Consider the following 15643-nt stretch of genomic DNA (forward strand, 5'->3'; position numbering starts at 1 on the left):
CTAGCTCCCTCGGTAAACGGAGTAGCCGAACGGGTTGAGCAGCAGCGGTACGTGGTAGTGCTCGCCCGGGTTCACCGCGAAGGTGATGGTTACCTCGGGGAAGAACGCACCGCTGTCCCTTACGCGGGGGGCGTCCTGCTGCGCCTCGGCTTGCTTCTTCGAAAAGTACGTCTCGGTCTCGAAGTCGAGACGCACGTGTGTGGTGCCCTCCGGCAGGGCCGGCAGGTCCTTGCAGCGGCCGTCGGCGTCGGTGGCGCTGCCGCCCAGGGCCGCCCACTCGCCGTCGAGGCCCGCGCGGGCCGACAGGGAGATGGCGACGCCCTCGGCGGGGCGGCCGATGCTGGTGTCCAGGATGTGGGTGGACACCGACGCGGTGGTCTCGGTGCTCATGGTCACTCTCCTTCTGCGAGTTCGACGAGTCGGGTCAGGCGGATCCGGTTGATCTTCACCAGCTCGCCGCGGGCGATCTCTCGCTCCTGCTCGGCCGAGTGGTCGATCCGGACCTTCACCGCGTCCCGCATGAACTCACCGGTCGCGCCGGTGGCGCAGATGAGGAAGACGTGGCCGAACTTCTCCTGGTAGGCCAGGTTCAGCTCCAGGAGCTCGTTCTTGAGCTCCTCCGAGGCACCGGCCATGCCACGCTGCTCGCGGGCGGAGGTCGGGTCTCCCGGCTTCGGGCGGCCGATCGGCGCGTGGCCTCCCATCGCCTCGCCCAGGTCCTCCGCGGTGAGCTCCGCCATGGCGGACTCGTTGGCGGCGAAGAGGGCGTCGGCGGTGGCGAAGGGGCGCTGGGCGAGCATCTTGCTCCCCCACGCCGAACTGGCGCACACCTCGTGCAGCTCGGCCGTGGCCGCGCTGTCGTCCAAGGCGTTGAACCGGGTGAGACCCGGGGTCGGACTCGAAGTCACGGTAGGCCTCCGTGGCCTGTTGTTGCTTTGACGGGCTGCGCATAGCTAACGCCCTCGACAACACGGCGTCAACACTTTGTTGAAACTTCCCGTACACAAAAGCCGCCGCCCGGGTGAATTGGGCGGCGGCTCGTCACCACAGGTGAATCAGCCCTCACTCTTGGCTGACTTTGCCGGCTTCGTCTGGGCGGCCGAGTCCCGGTTCAAGTAGTTGTAAACCGTGAAACGGCTGACACCCAGGGCGCCCGCGACCGTTTCCACACCGTGCCGTACCGAGAAGGCGCCCCGCGCCTCCAGTATGCGCACCACGTCCTGCTTGGCCTTGCGGTCCAGCTGGGCCAACGGTACGCCGTGCCGGCGCTCCAGCGCGGCAAGGATGTGGTCCAGCGAGTCGGAGAGCTGGGGCAGGCGCACGGCCAGCAGGTCCTGACCCTCCCAGCTGAGCACGACGTCGTCGGGCTGCGCCAGGGCGGGGTCCATCATCTCTCCGCCCATCGCGTCCACGAGCGGCTTGACCGCGGTGACGAACGGGTGGTCGCGGGGCTCGCTCATGCTCCGTCCTCCCCGATCACGTTGACCTGGAGGGAGACGCGCGTCGCGCCGGCCTCCAGCGAGTCGCGCAGCAGCGCGGCCACGGCGCCCAGCACCCGGTCGGACTCGCCTTCCGCGGTGTTGCCGAACGGGCCGACGTCGACCGCGTCCAGCTGGGCCTTCTGGATGACCTCCCGGGCCGCCACGGCGTGGGCGGGGGCCTCTTCGAGATCGAAGGGCTCGGTCGTGAACTCAACTCTCAATCGCACGTCGCCAAGCTACCGGGCAGTCCTGAGATTCCGGGAGTCCGCACTTGACAAGTGCGACGCTCGGCTTGCAGTCTTCCATCAAGCAGAAAATAACTTCCGCAATACGGAAGGAGCGCATACCCCTCATGGGATACACCGACCAGCGCTTCGATGTGAACCTGTCGATCCTCTTCACGGAACTCCCGCTCCTGGAGCGCCCCGCGGCCGCCGCCGCGGCGGGCTTCACGGCGGTCGAGCTGTGGTGGCCCTGGATCGAGACCCCCACCCCCGCTCAGGAGGAGCTCGACGCCCTCAAGAAGGCTCTTGAGGACGCGGGCACCCAGCTGGTGGGCCTGAACTTCTACGCCGGCCAGCTGCCGGGCCCGGACCGCGGCGCGGTCTCGGTCCCCGGCGAGGAGTCGGACCGCTTCAACGCCAACATCAACGTCGCGGCGGACTTCGCCGCCTCGGTCGGCTGCAAGGCGCTCAACGCCCTGTACGGCAACCGCGTCGAAGGCGTGGACCCGGCGGTCCAGGACGAGCTGGCCCTGAAGAACCTGGTCGTCGCGGCCCAGGCCGCCGACCGCGTGGGTGCGATCCTCCTGATCGAGACCCTGAACAAGCCCGAGTCGCCGCTCTACCCGCTGGTGAGCGCCCCGGCCGGCATCGAGGTGGTGGACAAGGTGAACGAGGCCACCGGCCTCGGGAACGCCAAGTTCCTCCTCGACCTGTACCACCTGGCGATGAACGATGAGGACCTCTCCGAGGTCATCGAAAAGTACGCCGCCAAGACCGGCCACGTCCAGATCGCGGACAAGCCGGGACGCGGCGCCCCCGGCACCGGCGAGCTTCCCCTCGAGGACCTCCTCGACCAGCTCAAGAAGGCCGGCTACCAGGGCTTTGTCGGCCTGGAGTACAAGGCCGCCGACGCCGCCGCGTCCTTCGACTGGCTGCCGGCCGAGGCCCGCGCCGCCAAGTAAGAGGACGAAGTCCGGGCGAAGGCCCAGGCGACCCTCGCACTTTTCGTACGTACCGATAGAAGGACCCTCATCATGAGCAACCTCCCCAAGATCGCGTGGATCGGCCTCGGCATCATGGGCTCCCCCATGTCCGAGAACCTGCTGAAGGCCGGCTACTCGGTCACCGGCTTCACGCTGGAGCAGGACAAGCTGGAGCGCCTGGCCGCCGCCGGCGGCACCGCCGCCGCCTCGATCGCCGAGGCCGTGGCCGACGCCGACGTCATCATCACGATGGTGCCCGCCTCCCCGCAGGTCGAGGCCATCAACTACGGCCCGAACGGCATCCTCGAGAACGCCAAGTCCGGCGCGCTCATCATCGACATGTCGTCGATCACCCCGCAGACCTCGGTCGACCTGGCGAAGAACGCCGCCGAGAAGGGCATCCGCGTCATCGACGCCCCGGTGTCCGGCGGCGAGGCCGGCGCCATCGAGGCCGTCCTGTCGATCATGGTGGGTGGCGAGCAGGCCGACTTCGACGCGGCCCTGCCGATCCTCGAGGCCCTCGGCAAGGTCATCGTCCTGTGCGGTCCGCACGGCTCCGGCCAGACGGTGAAGGCCGCCAACCAGCTCATCGTCGCGGTGAACATCCAGGCGTGCGCCGAGGCCGTCGTCTTCCTCGAGAAGTCCGGCGTGAACCTCGAGGCCGCCCTCGACGTCCTCAACGGCGGTCTGGCCGGCTCCACGGTCCTGACCCGCAAGAAGGACAACTTCCTGAACCGCGACTTCAAGCCCGGCTTCCGGATCGACCTGCACCACAAGGACATGGGCATCGTCACCGACGCCGCCCGCAACGTCGGTGCCGCCCTGCCGGTCGGCGCGGTCGTCGCCCAGCTCGTCGCCTCGCTGCGCGCCCAGGGTGACGGCGGCCTGGACCACTCCGCCCTGCTCCGCGCGGTCGAGCGCCTCTCCGGCGCCCAGGTCTGATCCCCACGGCGGCCCGCTCCCCCGGGACGCCCCTCCCCCGCACGAACGGGGGTCCGAGTTTCCGGATGGTGCCGGTGCTGACACCTGTCCTGTCGCGCCCAAGCGCCGGCACCGTCCGGATCACCTCTCCTCTCTTCTTTCTTTCAACAAACTGTTGACGTCGAGTTCACGCCGAAATTAGGCTGTTCCGTATGACGGAAGACGCTTTCCGTCAGCAGTTACCCGTACGGAAGGTCACCATGTCGAAGCGCACGCTGACGACCGAGTCCGGCGCCCCGGTCGCCGACAACCAGAACTCCGCCACCGCCGGCGTCGGTGGCCCGCTCCTGATCCAGGACCAGCAGCTCCTGGAGAAGCTCGCCCGCTTCAACCGCGAGCGCATCCCGGAGCGCGTCGTGCACGCCCGCGGCTCTGCCGCGTACGGCTACTTCGAGGTGACCGACGACGTCACCGCGTACACCAGCGCGGCGTTCCTGAACACGGTCGGCAAGAAGACCGAGACCTTCCTGCGGTTCTCCACCGTCGCCGACTCCCTCGGCGGTGCCGACGCGGTCCGCGACCCCCGCGGCTTCGCCCTGAAGTTCTACACCGAAGAGGGCAACTACGACCTCGTCGGCAACAACACCCCGGTGTTCTTCATCAAGGACCCGATCAAGTTCCCCGACTTCATCCACTCCCAGAAGCGCGACCCCTTCACGGGCAAGCAGGAGCCGGACAACGTCTGGGACTTCTGGGCGCACGCCCCCGAGGCCACGCACCAGATCACCTGGCTGATGGGTGACCGCGGCATCCCGGCCTCCTACCGCCACATGAACGGCTACGGCTCCCACACCTACCAGTGGACCAACGCCCAGGGCGAGGCCTTCTTCGTCAAGTACCACTTCAAGACGAATCAGGGCATCCGCTGCCTGTCGGGCGAGCAGGCCGCCGAGCTCGTCGGCCAGGACGCCAACTCGCACCAGACCGACCTGCTCCAGGCGATCGAGCGCGGCGTGAACCCGAGCTGGACCCTCTACGTCCAGATCATGCCCGCCGCCGAGGCCGCGGACTACCGCTTCAACCCGTTCGACCTCACCAAGGTGTGGCCGCACGCCGACTACCCGCTGCAGCGCGTGGGTCGCCTGGTCCTCGACCGCAACCCGGACAACGTCTTCGCCGAGGTCGAGCAGTCCGCCTTCTCCCCGAACAACTTCGTCCCGGGCATCACCGCCTCGCCGGACAAGATGCTCCAGGGCCGCCTGTTCGCGTACGCCGACGCCCAGCGCTACCGCCTCGGTGTGAACCACACCCAGCTGCCGGTCAACGCCCCGAAGGCGACGAAGGCCGACAACTACGGCCGCGACGGCGTCATGGCGCTGCGCAACGGCTCGCGCACCGACAAGAACTACGAGCCCAACTCGTACCAGGGCCCCGCCGAGACCGGCATAGCCCTCGGTGCCCCCAAGGCCGTCTCCGGCTACACGGGCACCCACGAGGCCCCGGCCCACACCAAGGACGACGACTTCTTCCAGGCCGGTGAGCTCTACCGCCTGATGTCGGAGGCCGAGAAGCAGCGCCTGGTGGCGAACATCGCCGGCGGCCTGTCTCAGGTCACCCTCGAAGACGTCATCGAGAAGAACCTGGCTCACTTCCACGCCGCGGACGCCGACTACGGCCGCCGCGTCGAGGAGGCCGTCCGCGCCCTGCGCGACGCCTGAGCCGAAAAGCTGCACCGGGGGCCTGACGGGAGGTCAGGCTCCGGGTGCCGAGCCCGCACCGCGGACCCGGATGAGGGGTGGTACGCGGTGGGGGCAGGACGAGGACCGTGGCGGGCGAGCGAGCCAGTGCGGTGGTAATGGGTTCCGAGGCCCGTCTCTTGACCTGAGGGAGACGACGCCGGAGTTCTCGTCGCCCGACCGCCACGGTCCCAGCCACTCCTCTGTACAAGAGGGGCCACGCACAGGGCCCCCTCTTGTTCAGAGGAGAACCTTCCGACTCCGCCCGGCGGTGCGAACGTCCTGTCGCGCCAGCCTCGCTCCGTCGGGCGGTAACAACCAGAGAGCCGAGTCACGGACGGTCCCGTGACTCGGCTCTTTGTCGTTGGCGGCGACGGTACGGGGCTTGCGGCGCGGGCCGGCCATCTCCCCCTCGAGGGGGCGGGGGCCGGGCGGGGGCTGCCCACCCGCCCCCCGGGTGCGGGTGGGTGGGGTGGGGGCGGGATCCCCTTGGGCGGTCTCGGGGAGGGTAGGGGGCTTCCCGTCAGTCCCATCGTCCTTCCGTGTCGTGCCGGTCCCTCAAGGGCGCTCCCTTCGGTCGCGTCACTTCGTGATCGCCTTCGGCGACCCTTGACCGACCGGCCCACCCCGGAAAGCCGAAAGACTGCCGGGAAACCCCCAAAGAAACGGCACGGTCCAGAGAAGAAGGGACGGGTCCCTCAGGGATCAGACGAGGGGCCCACATCGCCCCGCCGGGCATTCGGGGCCCCTGGATGCCCGGTTCCGATCCGGGGCCCGGCTACCTGCACCGAATGCCGACCAAAGCAGCCCAGGGGCGCAGCAGATCGCTACGCGCTCCTCTGGTCACGGCGTCCGACGCCCGTCCTGGGCTGGTCATAGGCGGGTTCGACGTTGGTGACGGCGGTGGTGAACTCGCGGCCGGACGCGCCCCGGATGTAGGCCAGTTCCATCCAGCGCTCGTAGTCGACGGAGTCGGAGACGTTCTCGTTGATCACGGCCATCAGCACGCCCTCGACGCCCGAGGCGATATCGCGGACGCGCTGGCGGAGGAGGCGGTGAGGGACGTACTCGTAGCACTCACTCATCGGACGCCTCGAAGGTGGCGAGGAAACGTTCCCAGCCGGCGTACGCCCGGTCGAGTAGATCCGCACTCGGTGCGATGGTCGAAGCCACGGTCTTCAACTGGCTGTCATCGCTGTTGTCCTGAGGCATGCGCGCCCTCCTTGCTCACATTCGGTAGCAGAGCGACTACGACAGTAGTCGCAGTGTTTCTGTGAATCAAGAGAAATTGCTACTCGCAGGATGTCTGTGAGGCTGCGAGACTGTCTGCGACTCGAAAGGAGCACGTATGAGCGAGGGATTCGGCCTGGTCGTGCGCTTCTCGCTGCGCGATCAGGAAGCCGCGAAGGCATTCGATGAGCTGTGTGCGATCACCCTGGAGGGCATCAAAGGCGCGGAGACCGGAACGCTGACGTATGTGGTGCACGTACCGGAGGGTGAGCCCTTGGTGCGCGTGTTCTACGAGCTGTACGCGGACCGTGCGGCTTTCGACGCCCACGAGGCGCAGCCGCACACCAAGCACTTCCTCGCCCAGCGGGGCCAGTACCTTGCCGGTGTCGAGGTCACGTTCCTCGACGCGATCGCTGGGAAGGTGGCGGCACGCCTGTGAGTTCCGAGGAGCGGCGCGTCTTTGGGGCGCGCGTGGCCGATCTGCGCAAGCAGAAGGGCATGACGCAGGGAGAACTCGCTGCGGCCATCGGCCGCACGGCGAGCTGGCTGTCGCAGGTCGAGCGGGGCATCCAGCCGGTGAACCGCCTGGACGTGCTGCGGCTTCTCGCTGACGGCCTCGGCGTGCCGCTCCAGGTCCTCCAGCCCGACGCGCCGCCTCCGGCGGAGGCTGGACCTGCGCCCGTGTCGGAGACGAACGACCTCGATCGGGCCCGTCTGGTGCTGTCCGGACATCCCGCGCTCGATGTCCTCCTCAATCCACGCCAGGACTTCCAGCCGGACGATCTCCTGGCCCTCCGTTCGTCGGTGGACGGGATCTGGACCCTCACCCACAGCGCTCGGTTCAGGGAACTGAGCGCGGAAATAAACGTGTTGGTCCCGAGGCTGGAGCTGGCCTGCCGCACTGCGCCACCTGAACACGCACCCGAACTGCACGACCTGCTGGCCGGGACCTATCAAGCCCTGGCCGCAGCCTTCGTGCGTCAGCACGAGGCAGATGCCGCATGGGTCGCGGCGGACCGGGCGATCCGCGCGGCCGAGCTTTCAGGCAACCCGCTGAGCGTGTTCGCCGGGATCTACCGCCTGTGCCACGCCTTCGTCCGCCTGAACCACCTCGACCAGGCGGAGCACGCCGCTACCACAGCCATCAGCGCCCTCGAAAACACCAGAGCCGACGACCCCCGACACCTTTCCGTCCTGGGATCGCTGCACCTGGTCCTGGCACTCGTCCACGCCCGCGCAGGTGAGAGGTCTTCCGCGCGTCGGCAGATCGACGCCGCCCGAAGCGTCGCCCGACGCCTGGACGAAGACCGCAACGACTTCAACCTCGAGTTCGGCCCCACGAACGTGGAGATCCAAGCCGTCTCGACCGCAGTCGACCTCGGAGACGCCGGCGAGGCCCTCGACCTCTCCAAGGGACTCCACACCGACGGCATGTCCACCGAACGACAGGCACGCCTGCTGATGGACGTGGGCCGAGCCCACGCACAGCGCCGCCAGCACGCAGACTCACTGGACTGCCTGCTGCGCGCCGAGGAACTGGCACCCGAGATGATCCGCACCCACCTCGCAGCCCGGACGGCCATCCGGGACCTCCTGCTCAGCGCAGGCCGCAACGCATCCGACGAACTGCGAGCCCTCGCCGAACGCACAGACAGCCTCGGTTGATGAGCGCCCCACCGAAAGGCTCAACGCCACACCACTCCGTCTCAGTCGCCGGAGCGGTGGTGCGTGATGACGGCCGAATGTTGGCCATCCGCCGAGCCGACAACGGGACGTGGGAGCTGCCGGGCGGAGTGCTGGAACTGGCGGAAACCCCTGAAGACGGAGTGCGGCGGGAAGTGCTGGAGGAAACCGGCATCCACATCGAGGTGGACCACCTCACCGGCGTGTACAAGAACATCACGGCCGGCGTGGTGGCACTGGTCTTCCGCTGCAAGCCTTCCGGCGGCACAGAACGCCTGTCTGCCGAAAGCACGGCAGTCCAGTGGCTCACACCCGACGAGGTAGCCGAGCGCATGTCCAAGGTCTACGCCATCCGACTCCTCGACGCCCTCGACGGCAACAGCCCCCACGTACGAAGCCACGACGGACGCCAACTGCTCACAGACCAGCCCAGGACGGCCGCCGGCCGCCGAGATCAGAGGAGCGCGTAGCGATCTGCTGCGCCTGTGTGGTCCGCAGGATGCTCCTGTCGTCCTTCCGTGCAGGTAGAGCCCCTGTGGCTCCGGATCATGGCCTCTGGGGGCCCGGATGCCCGGCGGGCCGGCTCCCGGCCCCTCGTCTGGTCTCTGACGGACCCGCTCCTCCTGCTTTTGCCCCGTGACCGTTCTTTTGGGGGTTTCCCGGCAGTCTTTCGGCTTTCCGGGGCGGGACGGGCTGTCAAGGGTCGCCGAAGGCGATCACGAAGTGACGCGACGAAGGAGCGCCCTTTACAGGCCGGCACGACACGGAACGACGATGGGACTGACGGGAAACCCCCAGCACCTCCCCGACCCCGCCCCAGGGGCTACCGCCCCCTGGCCACCCACCCGCACCCGGGGGCGGGTGGGCAGCCGCCGACCCGCCCCCACCCCCTCGCGGGGGTGATAGCGCGCCCGCGCCGCAAGCCCCGTACCCCCAACGCCCAGCGGCCCCCGCCCCTCCCGGAGGAGGAACGGGGGCCGCCGTGTTCGTGCGGGGTCGATCAGACCTGGAGGGTCTTGATCGCGGTCGGGGCGTGGCCCGGCTCGGTCGCGAGCTCTTCGAACTCGGTGACGTCGCTCATGTCGACCGTCTTGCTCATCGCGATGTTGGTGACGCGCTCCAGGATGGCCTCGACGACGACCGGGACCTGGAACTCCTGCGCCAGCTTCTTGGCCTCCTCGAAGGCCTCGCCCAGCTTGTCCGGGTCGGTGACGCGGATGGCCTTGACGCCCAGGCCCTCGGCGACCTTGACGTGGTCGACGCCGTAGACGCCGATCTCCGGGGTGTTGATGTTCTCGAACTCGAGGTTGACCTCGAAGTTGATGCCGAGGCCGCCCTGCGCCTGGCGGATCAGGCCCAGGTAGGCGTTGTTCACGAGGACGTGGACGTAGGGGACCTTGTGCTGGGCGGCGACCGCCAGCTCCTCGATCATGAACTGGAAGTCGTAGTCGCCGGAGAGGGCGACGACCGGGGTCTCGGGCTGCGCGGTGGCGGCACCGATGGCGGCCGGGATGGTCCAGCCGAGCGGGCCGGCCTGGCCGCAGTTGACCCAGTGGCGCGGCTTGTAGACGTGCAGGAACTGCGCGGCCGCGATCTGCGAGAGACCGATGGTGGTGACGTAGCGGGTCTCCGGGCCGAACGCCTTGTTCATCTCCTCGTAGACGCGCTGCGGCTTCATCGGGATGTTGTCGAAGTGCGTGCGGCGCTGCAGCGTGGCCTTGCGCTCCTGCGCGGAGGCGGCCCAGGCGGAGAAGTCCGGCAGCTTGCCCTCGGCCTTCCACTCCTTGGCGACCTCGATGAAGAGCTCGAGGGCGACCTTGGCGTCGGAGGCGATGCCGAAGTCCGGGGCGAAGATCTTGCCCAGCTGGGTGGGCTCGATGTCGACGTGGACGAACTTGCGGCCCTTGGTGTAGGCGTCGAGGTTGTAGCCGGTGTGACGGTTGGCCCAGCGGTTGCCGATGCCGATGACGGTGTCCGACTCGAGGAAGGTCGCGTTGCCGTAGCGGTGGGCGGTCTGCACGCCGACCATGCCGGCGGCCAGCTCGTGGTCGTCCGGGATGGTGCCCCAGCCCATGAGGGTGGAGATGACCGGGATGCCCGTCAGCTCGGCGAACTCGACCAGCAGGTCGGAGGCGTCGGCGTTGATGATGCCGCCGCCGGCGACGATCAGCGGACGCTCGGCCTCCAGCAGGAAGCTCAGGGCCTTCTCGGCCTGGGCGCGGCTGGCCTGCGGCTTGTAGACCGGCAGCGGGGTGTAGGTCTCGGGGTCGAACTCGATCTCGGTCAGCTGGACGTCGATCGGCAGGTCGATGAGGACCGGGCCCGGACGGCCGGAGCGCATCAGGTGGAAGGCCTGCTGGAAGACGCCGGGGACCTGCGCGGCCTCCAGGACCGTGGTGGCGGCCTTGGTGACGGGCTTGGCGATGGTGGCGATGTCGACGGCCTGGAAGTCCTCCTTGTGGAGCTTCGAGACCGGAGCCTGACCGGTGATGCACAGGATCGGGATCGAGTCGGCGATGGCGGAGTACAGGCCGGTGATCATGTCGGTGCCGGCCGGGCCCGAGGTACCGATGCAGACGCCGATGTTGCCCGCCTTGGCACGGGTGTAGCCCTCGGCCATGTGCGAGGCGCCCTCGACGTGGCGGGCCAGCGTGTGCGCGATGCCGCCCACGTTCTTGAGCTCGCGGTAGAACGGGTTGATCGCAGCACCGGGCACGCCGAACGCTTGTTCGACACCCTCGAGCTTGAGGATCTCAACTGCGGCAGCGGCGGCTGTCATACGAGGCATCAGGTTCTCCTGCGGGTCTGGCGGTCAGACTTTTTCCGTCATCCGGAATTATTGTTCTGCTATACGGAACAAGCTAAGGCGCGACTTCGCGCACGTCAAGGCGGTGGGGCACCCCGGAACCCACCAAAAGCCGCATTGCGTTCGGTGAGTTGTACAAATGACCAGGGCCCGCGGCCGGATCGGCGTGAATCGGCCGGTCCCGCTCGCCCGGCCGTCGCCGGTGGTGGAGCATGGACCCACGCACAGCGACGGAGGGGGTCCAGGCTCATGGCGGAAGCGGTACCGGTGCGCTGTCCTTCGTGCCGGCGCGAGAACGGCTACAGCGTCCCGGTGTACCCCTGTGCCTGCGGGACTCCGGTGGTCCCGCCGCTGGACCTCGCGGCGCAGCCGGTCCCGCTCACGCACCGGAACTGGTCGGAGGCCTGGGTGACGGTGCGCTGCGCGGCCTGCGGGCGGGAGAGCGAGTGGCCGCACCCGGAGGTGGGCTGCGGCTCCTGCGGGCTGGTCGTACGGGTACCCGTGCACCCGGTGGAGCCGCCGCCCGGGGCGGGCGGGGCGGAGGGCGCGCGGGACGGCGTACGGGACGGCGCGCGCGACGGCGCGAGGGAGGACCCCGCGGGTGCGGGGCCGGAAGGAACGGGCCGGGCCGCGGAAGGCGCGGGTGCCCGGGCGGCGGGGCCCGGCGCGGGCGGCGCGGGCGCGGCGGGGTCGCGTACGGGCGCGGCCGCCGGGCGGCCCCCGCTGTCCCGGCCGGCGTTCCGGCCCGTGACCATCCGTACCGCGCGGGACGCGGTGGTGACGGCCGCGCTGTACCTGCGCTGGCTCGGCTTCCAGGACGTGCGCCAGCCCGACGGGGTGCCGATCCCCTCGGCGGCGGTGGACCTGCGGGCGCCGGGCGTGGTGGCGCAGGTGGACCCGACCACGGCGCCGGCCGGGCTGCGGGCGGTGGAGTGCGTGTGGCTGAACGGCCTGACGGCGTCGGCGACCAGCGTCTACTTCTCCCTGGCCGGGTACACGGAGGAGGCCCGGGGCCGGGCGGACGACCTGGGGATACCGCTGTTCGTCATGGACCTGACCGGCATGCCGCAGCCGGTCAACGACCCGGCGGACCGGCTGGTGGGAATGGGGGCCTAGGCTCAGGGGCTGTTGATGTTCGCATTCGTGTGAATTTCATTCCGACGCCCCTTCCTGCCGAGGAGAGCCTGATGAGCCTGTACGACATCCCGCTGACCACCCTGGACGACGAGCCCACCAGCCTGGCGGCCCACCGCGGCAAGGCGATCCTGCTGGTGAACACGGCCTCGCAGTGCGGGCTCACCCCGCAGTACTCGGGACTGGCCCGGCTGCAGTTCAAGTACGAAACGAAGGGCTTCACCGTCATCGGTGTGCCGTGCAACCAGTTCGGCGGCCAGGAGCCGGGCACCGCGGAGGACATCCAGACCTTCTGCGCGGCCGGCTTCGGCGTGACCTTCCCGATGCTGGAGAAGTCCGAGGTCAACGGCGAGAACCGGCACCCGCTGTACCAGGAGCTGGTGAAGACCCCGGACGCCGAGGGTGAGGCGGGGGACATCCAGTGGAACTTCGAGAAGTTCCTGATCTCCCCCGCCGGCGAGGTCGTGGCGCGGTTCCGCCCGCGCACCGAGCCCGAGGCGCCCGAGGTCATCGCCGCGATCGAGGCGCAGCTGCCGGGCTGAGGACCGTACGCCGTGCTCAGCCCAGGTCGGCCTCGTCGTACTCGCCCGCCGAGCCGGCCGCGGTGAGCTCGCGCAGCTCGACGCGGCGGATCTTGCCGGAGACGGTCTTCGGGAGCGCGGCGAACTCGATGCGGCGGATCCGCTTGTAGGGGGAGAGGACCGCCCGGGAGTGCTCGAAGAGCGCCCGGGCGGTCTCCTTGCCGGGCTCCCAGCCCGCCGCGAGGGTGATGTACGCCTTCGGCACGGCCAGGCGCAGCTCGTCGGGGGCGGGGACGACGGCCGCCTCGGCCACGGCCTCGTGCTCCAGGAGGGCGCTCTCCAGCTCGAAGGGGCTGATCTTGTAGTCGGAGGCCTTGAAGACGTCGTCGGCCCGGCCCACGTAGGTGAGGTACCCGTCGGCGTCGCGCGAGGCGATGTCCCCGGTGCGGTAGAGGCCGTCCGCCATGGCCTCGGCGGTCCGCTCGGGGTCGTCGCGGTAGCCGGTCATCACCCCGGCGGGGGCCTTGCGCAGGTCCACGCACAGCTCGCCCTCGACGGGCGACTCCTTGCCGGTGACGGCGTCCAGCAGCACGATCTCGTATCCGGGCGCGGGGCGGCCCATGGAGCCGGGCTTCACGGGGGTGCCGGGGAAGTTGCCCACCTGGAGGGTGGTCTCGGTCTGGCCGAAGCCGTCGCGGATGGTGACGCCCCATGCCTCCCGGACCCGTTCGATGACCTCCGGGTTCAGCGGCTCGCCCGCGGCGACGGCCTCGCGCGGGGGCGTGCGCAGCCTGGTGAGGTCGGACTGGATCAGCATCCGCCAGACGGTGGGCGGGGCGCAGAAGGTGGTGACCCCGCCGCGGTCCATCTCGGCCATGAGGCGCTCGGCGTCGAAGCGGGTGTAGTTGTGGACGAAGACGGTCGCGCCCGCGTTCCAGGGGGCGAACATGTTGGACCAGGCGTGCTTGGCCCAGCCGGGCGAGGCGATGTTGAGGTGGACGTCGCCGGGGCGCAGTCCGAGCCAGTACATGGTGGAGAGGTGCCCGATGGGGTACGAGGCGTGGGTGTGCTCGACCAGCTTGGGGCTGGCGGTGGTGCCGGACGTGAAGTACAGCATCAGGGGGTCACTGGCGAGGGTGACCCCGTCCGGGGTGAAGTGCGCGTCGGCGCCGTACATGTCCTCCAGCCGCCGCCAGCCGGTGGGCACCTCCGGCCCGGCGGCGATGCGGGTGTAGGTGCCGGGGACCTCGTCGAACTTGGGGGTGTCCTCGGCCCGCGCGATGACGTGGCGTACGTGGCCGCGGTCGACCCGGTCGCGCAGGTCGGCCGGGCCGAGCAGCGGGGTGGCGGGGATGACGACGGCGCGCAGCTTCATCGCGCCGAGCATCACCTCCCACAGCTCGCGCTGGTTGCCGAGCATGACCAGGATCCGGTCGCCGGCGGCGACGCCCTGGGCGCGGAGCCAGTTGGCGGCGGAGTCCGACCGGACGGCCAGCTCGCCGAAGGAGACGGAGCGGCTGGTGCCGTCCTCCTCGACGATGCGCAGGGCGTCGGCTCCGTTCCCGTGGGCGATGTGGTCGAACCAGTCGAGGGCCCAGTTGAAGCGTTCGGGGCGGGGCCAGGTGAAGCCGGCGTGGGCGGCGTCGTACTTCCCGCGGTGTTCGAGCAGGAAGTCGCGTGCCGCCAGGAAGCCGTCGAGGGCGCTGTTCTGCGTCATGGAAGGCATCGTGCCGCGCCGGACGGGGCCTCCACCAGGGCGGCGTCAGCCGTGGATTGACCCGAAGCGGACGGGTCCGGGCGCGCCGGCCATGCCGGTGAGCAGGGCTTCGCCCTCGGCGGCGATCTCGTCCTTGTGCGCCGGTGTCCGCGTATCGAAGAGCTCGACGGTGAGCCGGGGACGGCCGCTGGTGTCGTCGATGCGCCAGAGACCGGCGAGGAAGCCGTCGACGAGGAGGGTGCAGTGGGACTGGTTCCCGGTCCAGGTGCGGCCCTTGATCTCCGGGGGGACCACGCGGGTGCGGTCGGCGTGCGAGAGCAGCAGGTTGTCGAACTCGGGGAGGAAGCGGGGCGGGGCGGGCGTGTCGGGGTCGGGGCGGGGCGCGTCGGGGAGGTCGAAGAGCTCGGCGCCGTTCTCGTCGCGGAAGGTGACCAGCCGGGGGCGCAGCCGCTCGAAGGCCTCACGCAGACGGGTGAGCCCGGCCCAGGTCTGCATGTCCTTGACGGAGGCGGGCCCGAAGGCGGCGAGATAGCGCGGCACGACGGCGTCGATTCCCTCCTCCCCCGTCCCCTCCTCCTCCCCCGTCCCCTGGGCGCCATCGCCCGCCCAGCGCTCCAGGGTGGTCAGCCGCACCTGCCCGCTGCGGCCCCATACCCCGCGCGGGGTGACCTGCACGAGCGGCAGCAGGCAGCGGGCGGCGACGGACAGTGACTGCGGGTCGGCGGAGGGCCACTCGCACAGCAGTTCCCCGCGGATCTCCCCCATGGTGCGCGGCTCTGCCTCGACGAACTCCCGCGCGCGCCGGGTGAGCCGCTCCAGGTCCACCCCCGTCAGCCCCTTCCGGAAGTGGTTCACCTCCCGGTCCCGGGCGCCCTGCACGAGCGGCCTCAGTTCGAGCGCGTCCCGCACGGTGTGGGTGTGGATGGTGGACCGCATGGTCACCATCCGGACCACCTTCCGCTCTTCCATGAGCCGGCCCAGCTGCTCGGGGCGGAAGCCGGCGAGGCGGGCGTGCAGCTGGAAGTAGGGCGGCCTGACGTTCTGCGCCTGGAGCCCGAGCAGGTGCGCGACGGCGTCCTCCGGGGACATCTCGGCGCGGCTCAGCAGCAGCTGGCGGGCGAGCGTGGCACGGTTCAGAGCGCGGGTGCCGAGTACGGGGTTCGTCCTGGAAGCCATACCGGCAACCTATCCCCGGTCGCGGACACCT

Annotated in this window: 17 protein-coding genes; 8 read left to right on the plus strand and 9 right to left on the minus strand. The window is 69.7% G+C overall.

Features of this window, described 5'->3' with window-relative positions:
* From uraH to AC069X_RS19450, 4 genes are all read right to left on the minus strand, one after another.
* The gene (uraH, locus tag AC069X_RS19435) at positions 1-390 is read right to left on the minus strand and encodes a hydroxyisourate hydrolase (RefSeq protein ID WP_007267387.1); all 390 of its coding nucleotides are present in this window, start codon (positions 388-390) and stop codon (positions 1-3) included.
* 2 nt (positions 391-392) lie between these two features.
* A complete protein-coding gene (gene uraD, locus AC069X_RS19440; RefSeq protein WP_478729823.1) occupies positions 393-908 on the minus strand; it encodes a 2-oxo-4-hydroxy-4-carboxy-5-ureidoimidazoline decarboxylase in 516 nt (171 codons plus the stop codon).
* Positions 909-1055: 147 nt separating this feature from the next.
* Entirely contained in the window at positions 1056-1460 is a 405-nt protein-coding gene (locus AC069X_RS19445) for a helix-turn-helix domain-containing protein (protein WP_478729824.1), read from the minus strand.
* The gene (locus AC069X_RS19450; protein ID WP_478729825.1) at positions 1457-1708 is read right to left on the minus strand and encodes a thiamine-binding protein; all 252 of its coding nucleotides are present in this window, start codon (positions 1706-1708) and stop codon (positions 1457-1459) included. Before AC069X_RS19450 ends, AC069X_RS19445 begins: the two co-directional genes overlap by 4 nt.
* Positions 1709-1833: 125 nt before the next feature.
* Here AC069X_RS19450 and AC069X_RS19455 point away from each other — a divergent pair, with 125 nt between their 5' ends.
* The 3 genes from AC069X_RS19455 (at position 1834) to AC069X_RS19465 (ending at position 5327) form a co-directional block, all read left to right on the plus strand.
* Entirely contained in the window at positions 1834-2667 is an 834-nt protein-coding gene (locus tag AC069X_RS19455) for a TIM barrel protein (RefSeq protein WP_125598712.1), read from the plus strand.
* Positions 2668-2739: 72 nt separating this feature from the next.
* Positions 2740-3630 carry a 2-hydroxy-3-oxopropionate reductase gene (locus tag AC069X_RS19460; RefSeq protein WP_478729826.1) on the plus strand — a complete coding sequence of 297 codons (891 nt, stop codon included), beginning with the start codon at positions 2740-2742 and terminating at the stop codon, positions 3628-3630.
* Between the two features lie 239 nt (positions 3631-3869).
* On the plus strand, positions 3870-5327 hold the full coding sequence (locus tag AC069X_RS19465; protein WP_478729903.1) for a catalase: 1458 nt from the start codon (positions 3870-3872) through the stop codon (positions 5325-5327).
* Between the two features lie 845 nt (positions 5328-6172).
* Here the strand turns inward: AC069X_RS19465 and AC069X_RS19470 are convergent.
* Both AC069X_RS19470 and AC069X_RS19475 read right to left on the minus strand, forming a co-directional pair.
* Positions 6173-6430: a hypothetical protein gene (locus AC069X_RS19470; RefSeq protein WP_478729827.1), complete on the minus strand. Its 258-nt coding sequence runs from the start codon at positions 6428-6430 to the stop codon at positions 6173-6175.
* Positions 6423-6557, minus strand: a complete 135-nt coding sequence (locus AC069X_RS19475; RefSeq protein ID WP_478729828.1) for a hypothetical protein — start codon at positions 6555-6557, stop codon at positions 6423-6425. Before AC069X_RS19475 ends, AC069X_RS19470 begins: the two co-directional genes overlap by 8 nt.
* Before the next feature lie 136 nt (positions 6558-6693).
* Here AC069X_RS19475 and AC069X_RS19480 point away from each other — a divergent pair, with 136 nt between their 5' ends.
* Genes AC069X_RS19480 through AC069X_RS19490 form a run of 3 tightly spaced genes read left to right on the plus strand, consistent with a single transcriptional unit; the run spans position 6694 to position 8728 of the window.
* Positions 6694-7014 carry a putative quinol monooxygenase gene (locus AC069X_RS19480; RefSeq protein WP_478729829.1) on the plus strand — a complete coding sequence of 107 codons (321 nt, stop codon included), beginning with the start codon at positions 6694-6696 and terminating at the stop codon, positions 7012-7014.
* Entirely contained in the window at positions 7011-8240 is a 1230-nt protein-coding gene (locus AC069X_RS19485; protein WP_478729830.1) for a helix-turn-helix domain-containing protein, read from the plus strand. The genes AC069X_RS19480 and AC069X_RS19485 overlap by 4 nt, the downstream gene beginning before the upstream one ends.
* A complete protein-coding gene (locus AC069X_RS19490) occupies positions 8240-8728 on the plus strand; it encodes an NUDIX hydrolase (RefSeq protein ID WP_478729831.1) in 489 nt (162 codons plus the stop codon). The genes AC069X_RS19485 and AC069X_RS19490 overlap by 1 nt, the downstream gene beginning before the upstream one ends.
* Before the next feature lie 530 nt (positions 8729-9258).
* On the opposite strand, the gene gcl is transcribed toward AC069X_RS19490, so the two are convergent.
* The gene (gene gcl, locus AC069X_RS19495; RefSeq protein ID WP_478729832.1) at positions 9259-11046 is read right to left on the minus strand and encodes a glyoxylate carboligase; all 1788 of its coding nucleotides are present in this window, start codon (positions 11044-11046) and stop codon (positions 9259-9261) included.
* A 267-nt stretch (positions 11047-11313) separates the two neighbouring features.
* Between gcl and AC069X_RS19500 the strand changes: the two genes are divergently transcribed.
* Together AC069X_RS19500 and AC069X_RS19505 are read left to right on the plus strand one after the other, a co-directional pair.
* Entirely contained in the window at positions 11314-12180 is an 867-nt protein-coding gene (locus AC069X_RS19500) for a hypothetical protein (RefSeq protein ID WP_478729833.1), read from the plus strand.
* 71 nt (positions 12181-12251) lie between these two features.
* On the plus strand, positions 12252-12740 hold the full coding sequence (locus AC069X_RS19505; RefSeq protein ID WP_478729834.1) for a glutathione peroxidase: 489 nt from the start codon (positions 12252-12254) through the stop codon (positions 12738-12740).
* 16 nt (positions 12741-12756) lie between these two features.
* Here AC069X_RS19505 and AC069X_RS19510 read toward each other — a convergent pair whose 3' ends face one another.
* Together AC069X_RS19510 and AC069X_RS19515 are read right to left on the minus strand one after the other, a co-directional pair.
* The gene (locus tag AC069X_RS19510; protein WP_478729835.1) at positions 12757-14436 is read right to left on the minus strand and encodes an AMP-binding protein; all 1680 of its coding nucleotides are present in this window, start codon (positions 14434-14436) and stop codon (positions 12757-12759) included.
* A gap of 45 nt (positions 14437-14481) precedes the next feature.
* Positions 14482-15612: a winged helix DNA-binding domain-containing protein gene (locus AC069X_RS19515; RefSeq protein WP_478729836.1), complete on the minus strand. Its 1131-nt coding sequence runs from the start codon at positions 15610-15612 to the stop codon at positions 14482-14484.
* Between the last annotated feature and the right edge of the window lie 31 nt (positions 15613-15643).

The organism is Streptomyces sp. NPDC043896 (genome assembly GCF_056435605.1).

What these genes read in the sequence shown, in the direction of transcription:
- AC069X_RS19465 (WP_478729903.1), top strand. Translation starts at nt 3,870, where the DNA reads ATGTCGAAGCGCACGCTGACGACCGAGTCCGGCGCCCCGGTCGCCGAC.
- AC069X_RS19515 (WP_478729836.1), bottom strand. Translation starts at nt 15,612, where the DNA reads ATGGCTTCCAGGACGAACCCCGTACTCGGCACCCGCGCTCTGAACCGT.
- AC069X_RS19470 (WP_478729827.1), bottom strand. Translation starts at nt 6,430, where the DNA reads ATGAGTGAGTGCTACGAGTACGTCCCTCACCGCCTCCTCCGCCAGCGC.
- gcl (WP_478729832.1), bottom strand. Translation starts at nt 11,046, where the DNA reads ATGCCTCGTATGACAGCCGCCGCTGCCGCAGTTGAGATCCTCAAGCTC.
- AC069X_RS19455 (WP_125598712.1), top strand. Translation starts at nt 1,834, where the DNA reads ATGGGATACACCGACCAGCGCTTCGATGTGAACCTGTCGATCCTCTTC.
- uraH (WP_007267387.1), bottom strand. Translation starts at nt 390, where the DNA reads ATGAGCACCGAGACCACCGCGTCGGTGTCCACCCACATCCTGGACACC.
- AC069X_RS19460 (WP_478729826.1), top strand. Translation starts at nt 2,740, where the DNA reads ATGAGCAACCTCCCCAAGATCGCGTGGATCGGCCTCGGCATCATGGGC.
- AC069X_RS19505 (WP_478729834.1), top strand. Translation starts at nt 12,252, where the DNA reads ATGAGCCTGTACGACATCCCGCTGACCACCCTGGACGACGAGCCCACC.
- AC069X_RS19475 (WP_478729828.1), bottom strand. Translation starts at nt 6,557, where the DNA reads ATGCCTCAGGACAACAGCGATGACAGCCAGTTGAAGACCGTGGCTTCG.
- AC069X_RS19445 (WP_478729824.1), bottom strand. Translation starts at nt 1,460, where the DNA reads ATGAGCGAGCCCCGCGACCACCCGTTCGTCACCGCGGTCAAGCCGCTC.
- AC069X_RS19490 (WP_478729831.1), top strand. Translation starts at nt 8,240, where the DNA reads ATGAGCGCCCCACCGAAAGGCTCAACGCCACACCACTCCGTCTCAGTC.
- AC069X_RS19510 (WP_478729835.1), bottom strand. Translation starts at nt 14,436, where the DNA reads ATGACGCAGAACAGCGCCCTCGACGGCTTCCTGGCGGCACGCGACTTC.
- AC069X_RS19500 (WP_478729833.1), top strand. Translation starts at nt 11,314, where the DNA reads ATGGCGGAAGCGGTACCGGTGCGCTGTCCTTCGTGCCGGCGCGAGAAC.
- AC069X_RS19480 (WP_478729829.1), top strand. Translation starts at nt 6,694, where the DNA reads ATGAGCGAGGGATTCGGCCTGGTCGTGCGCTTCTCGCTGCGCGATCAG.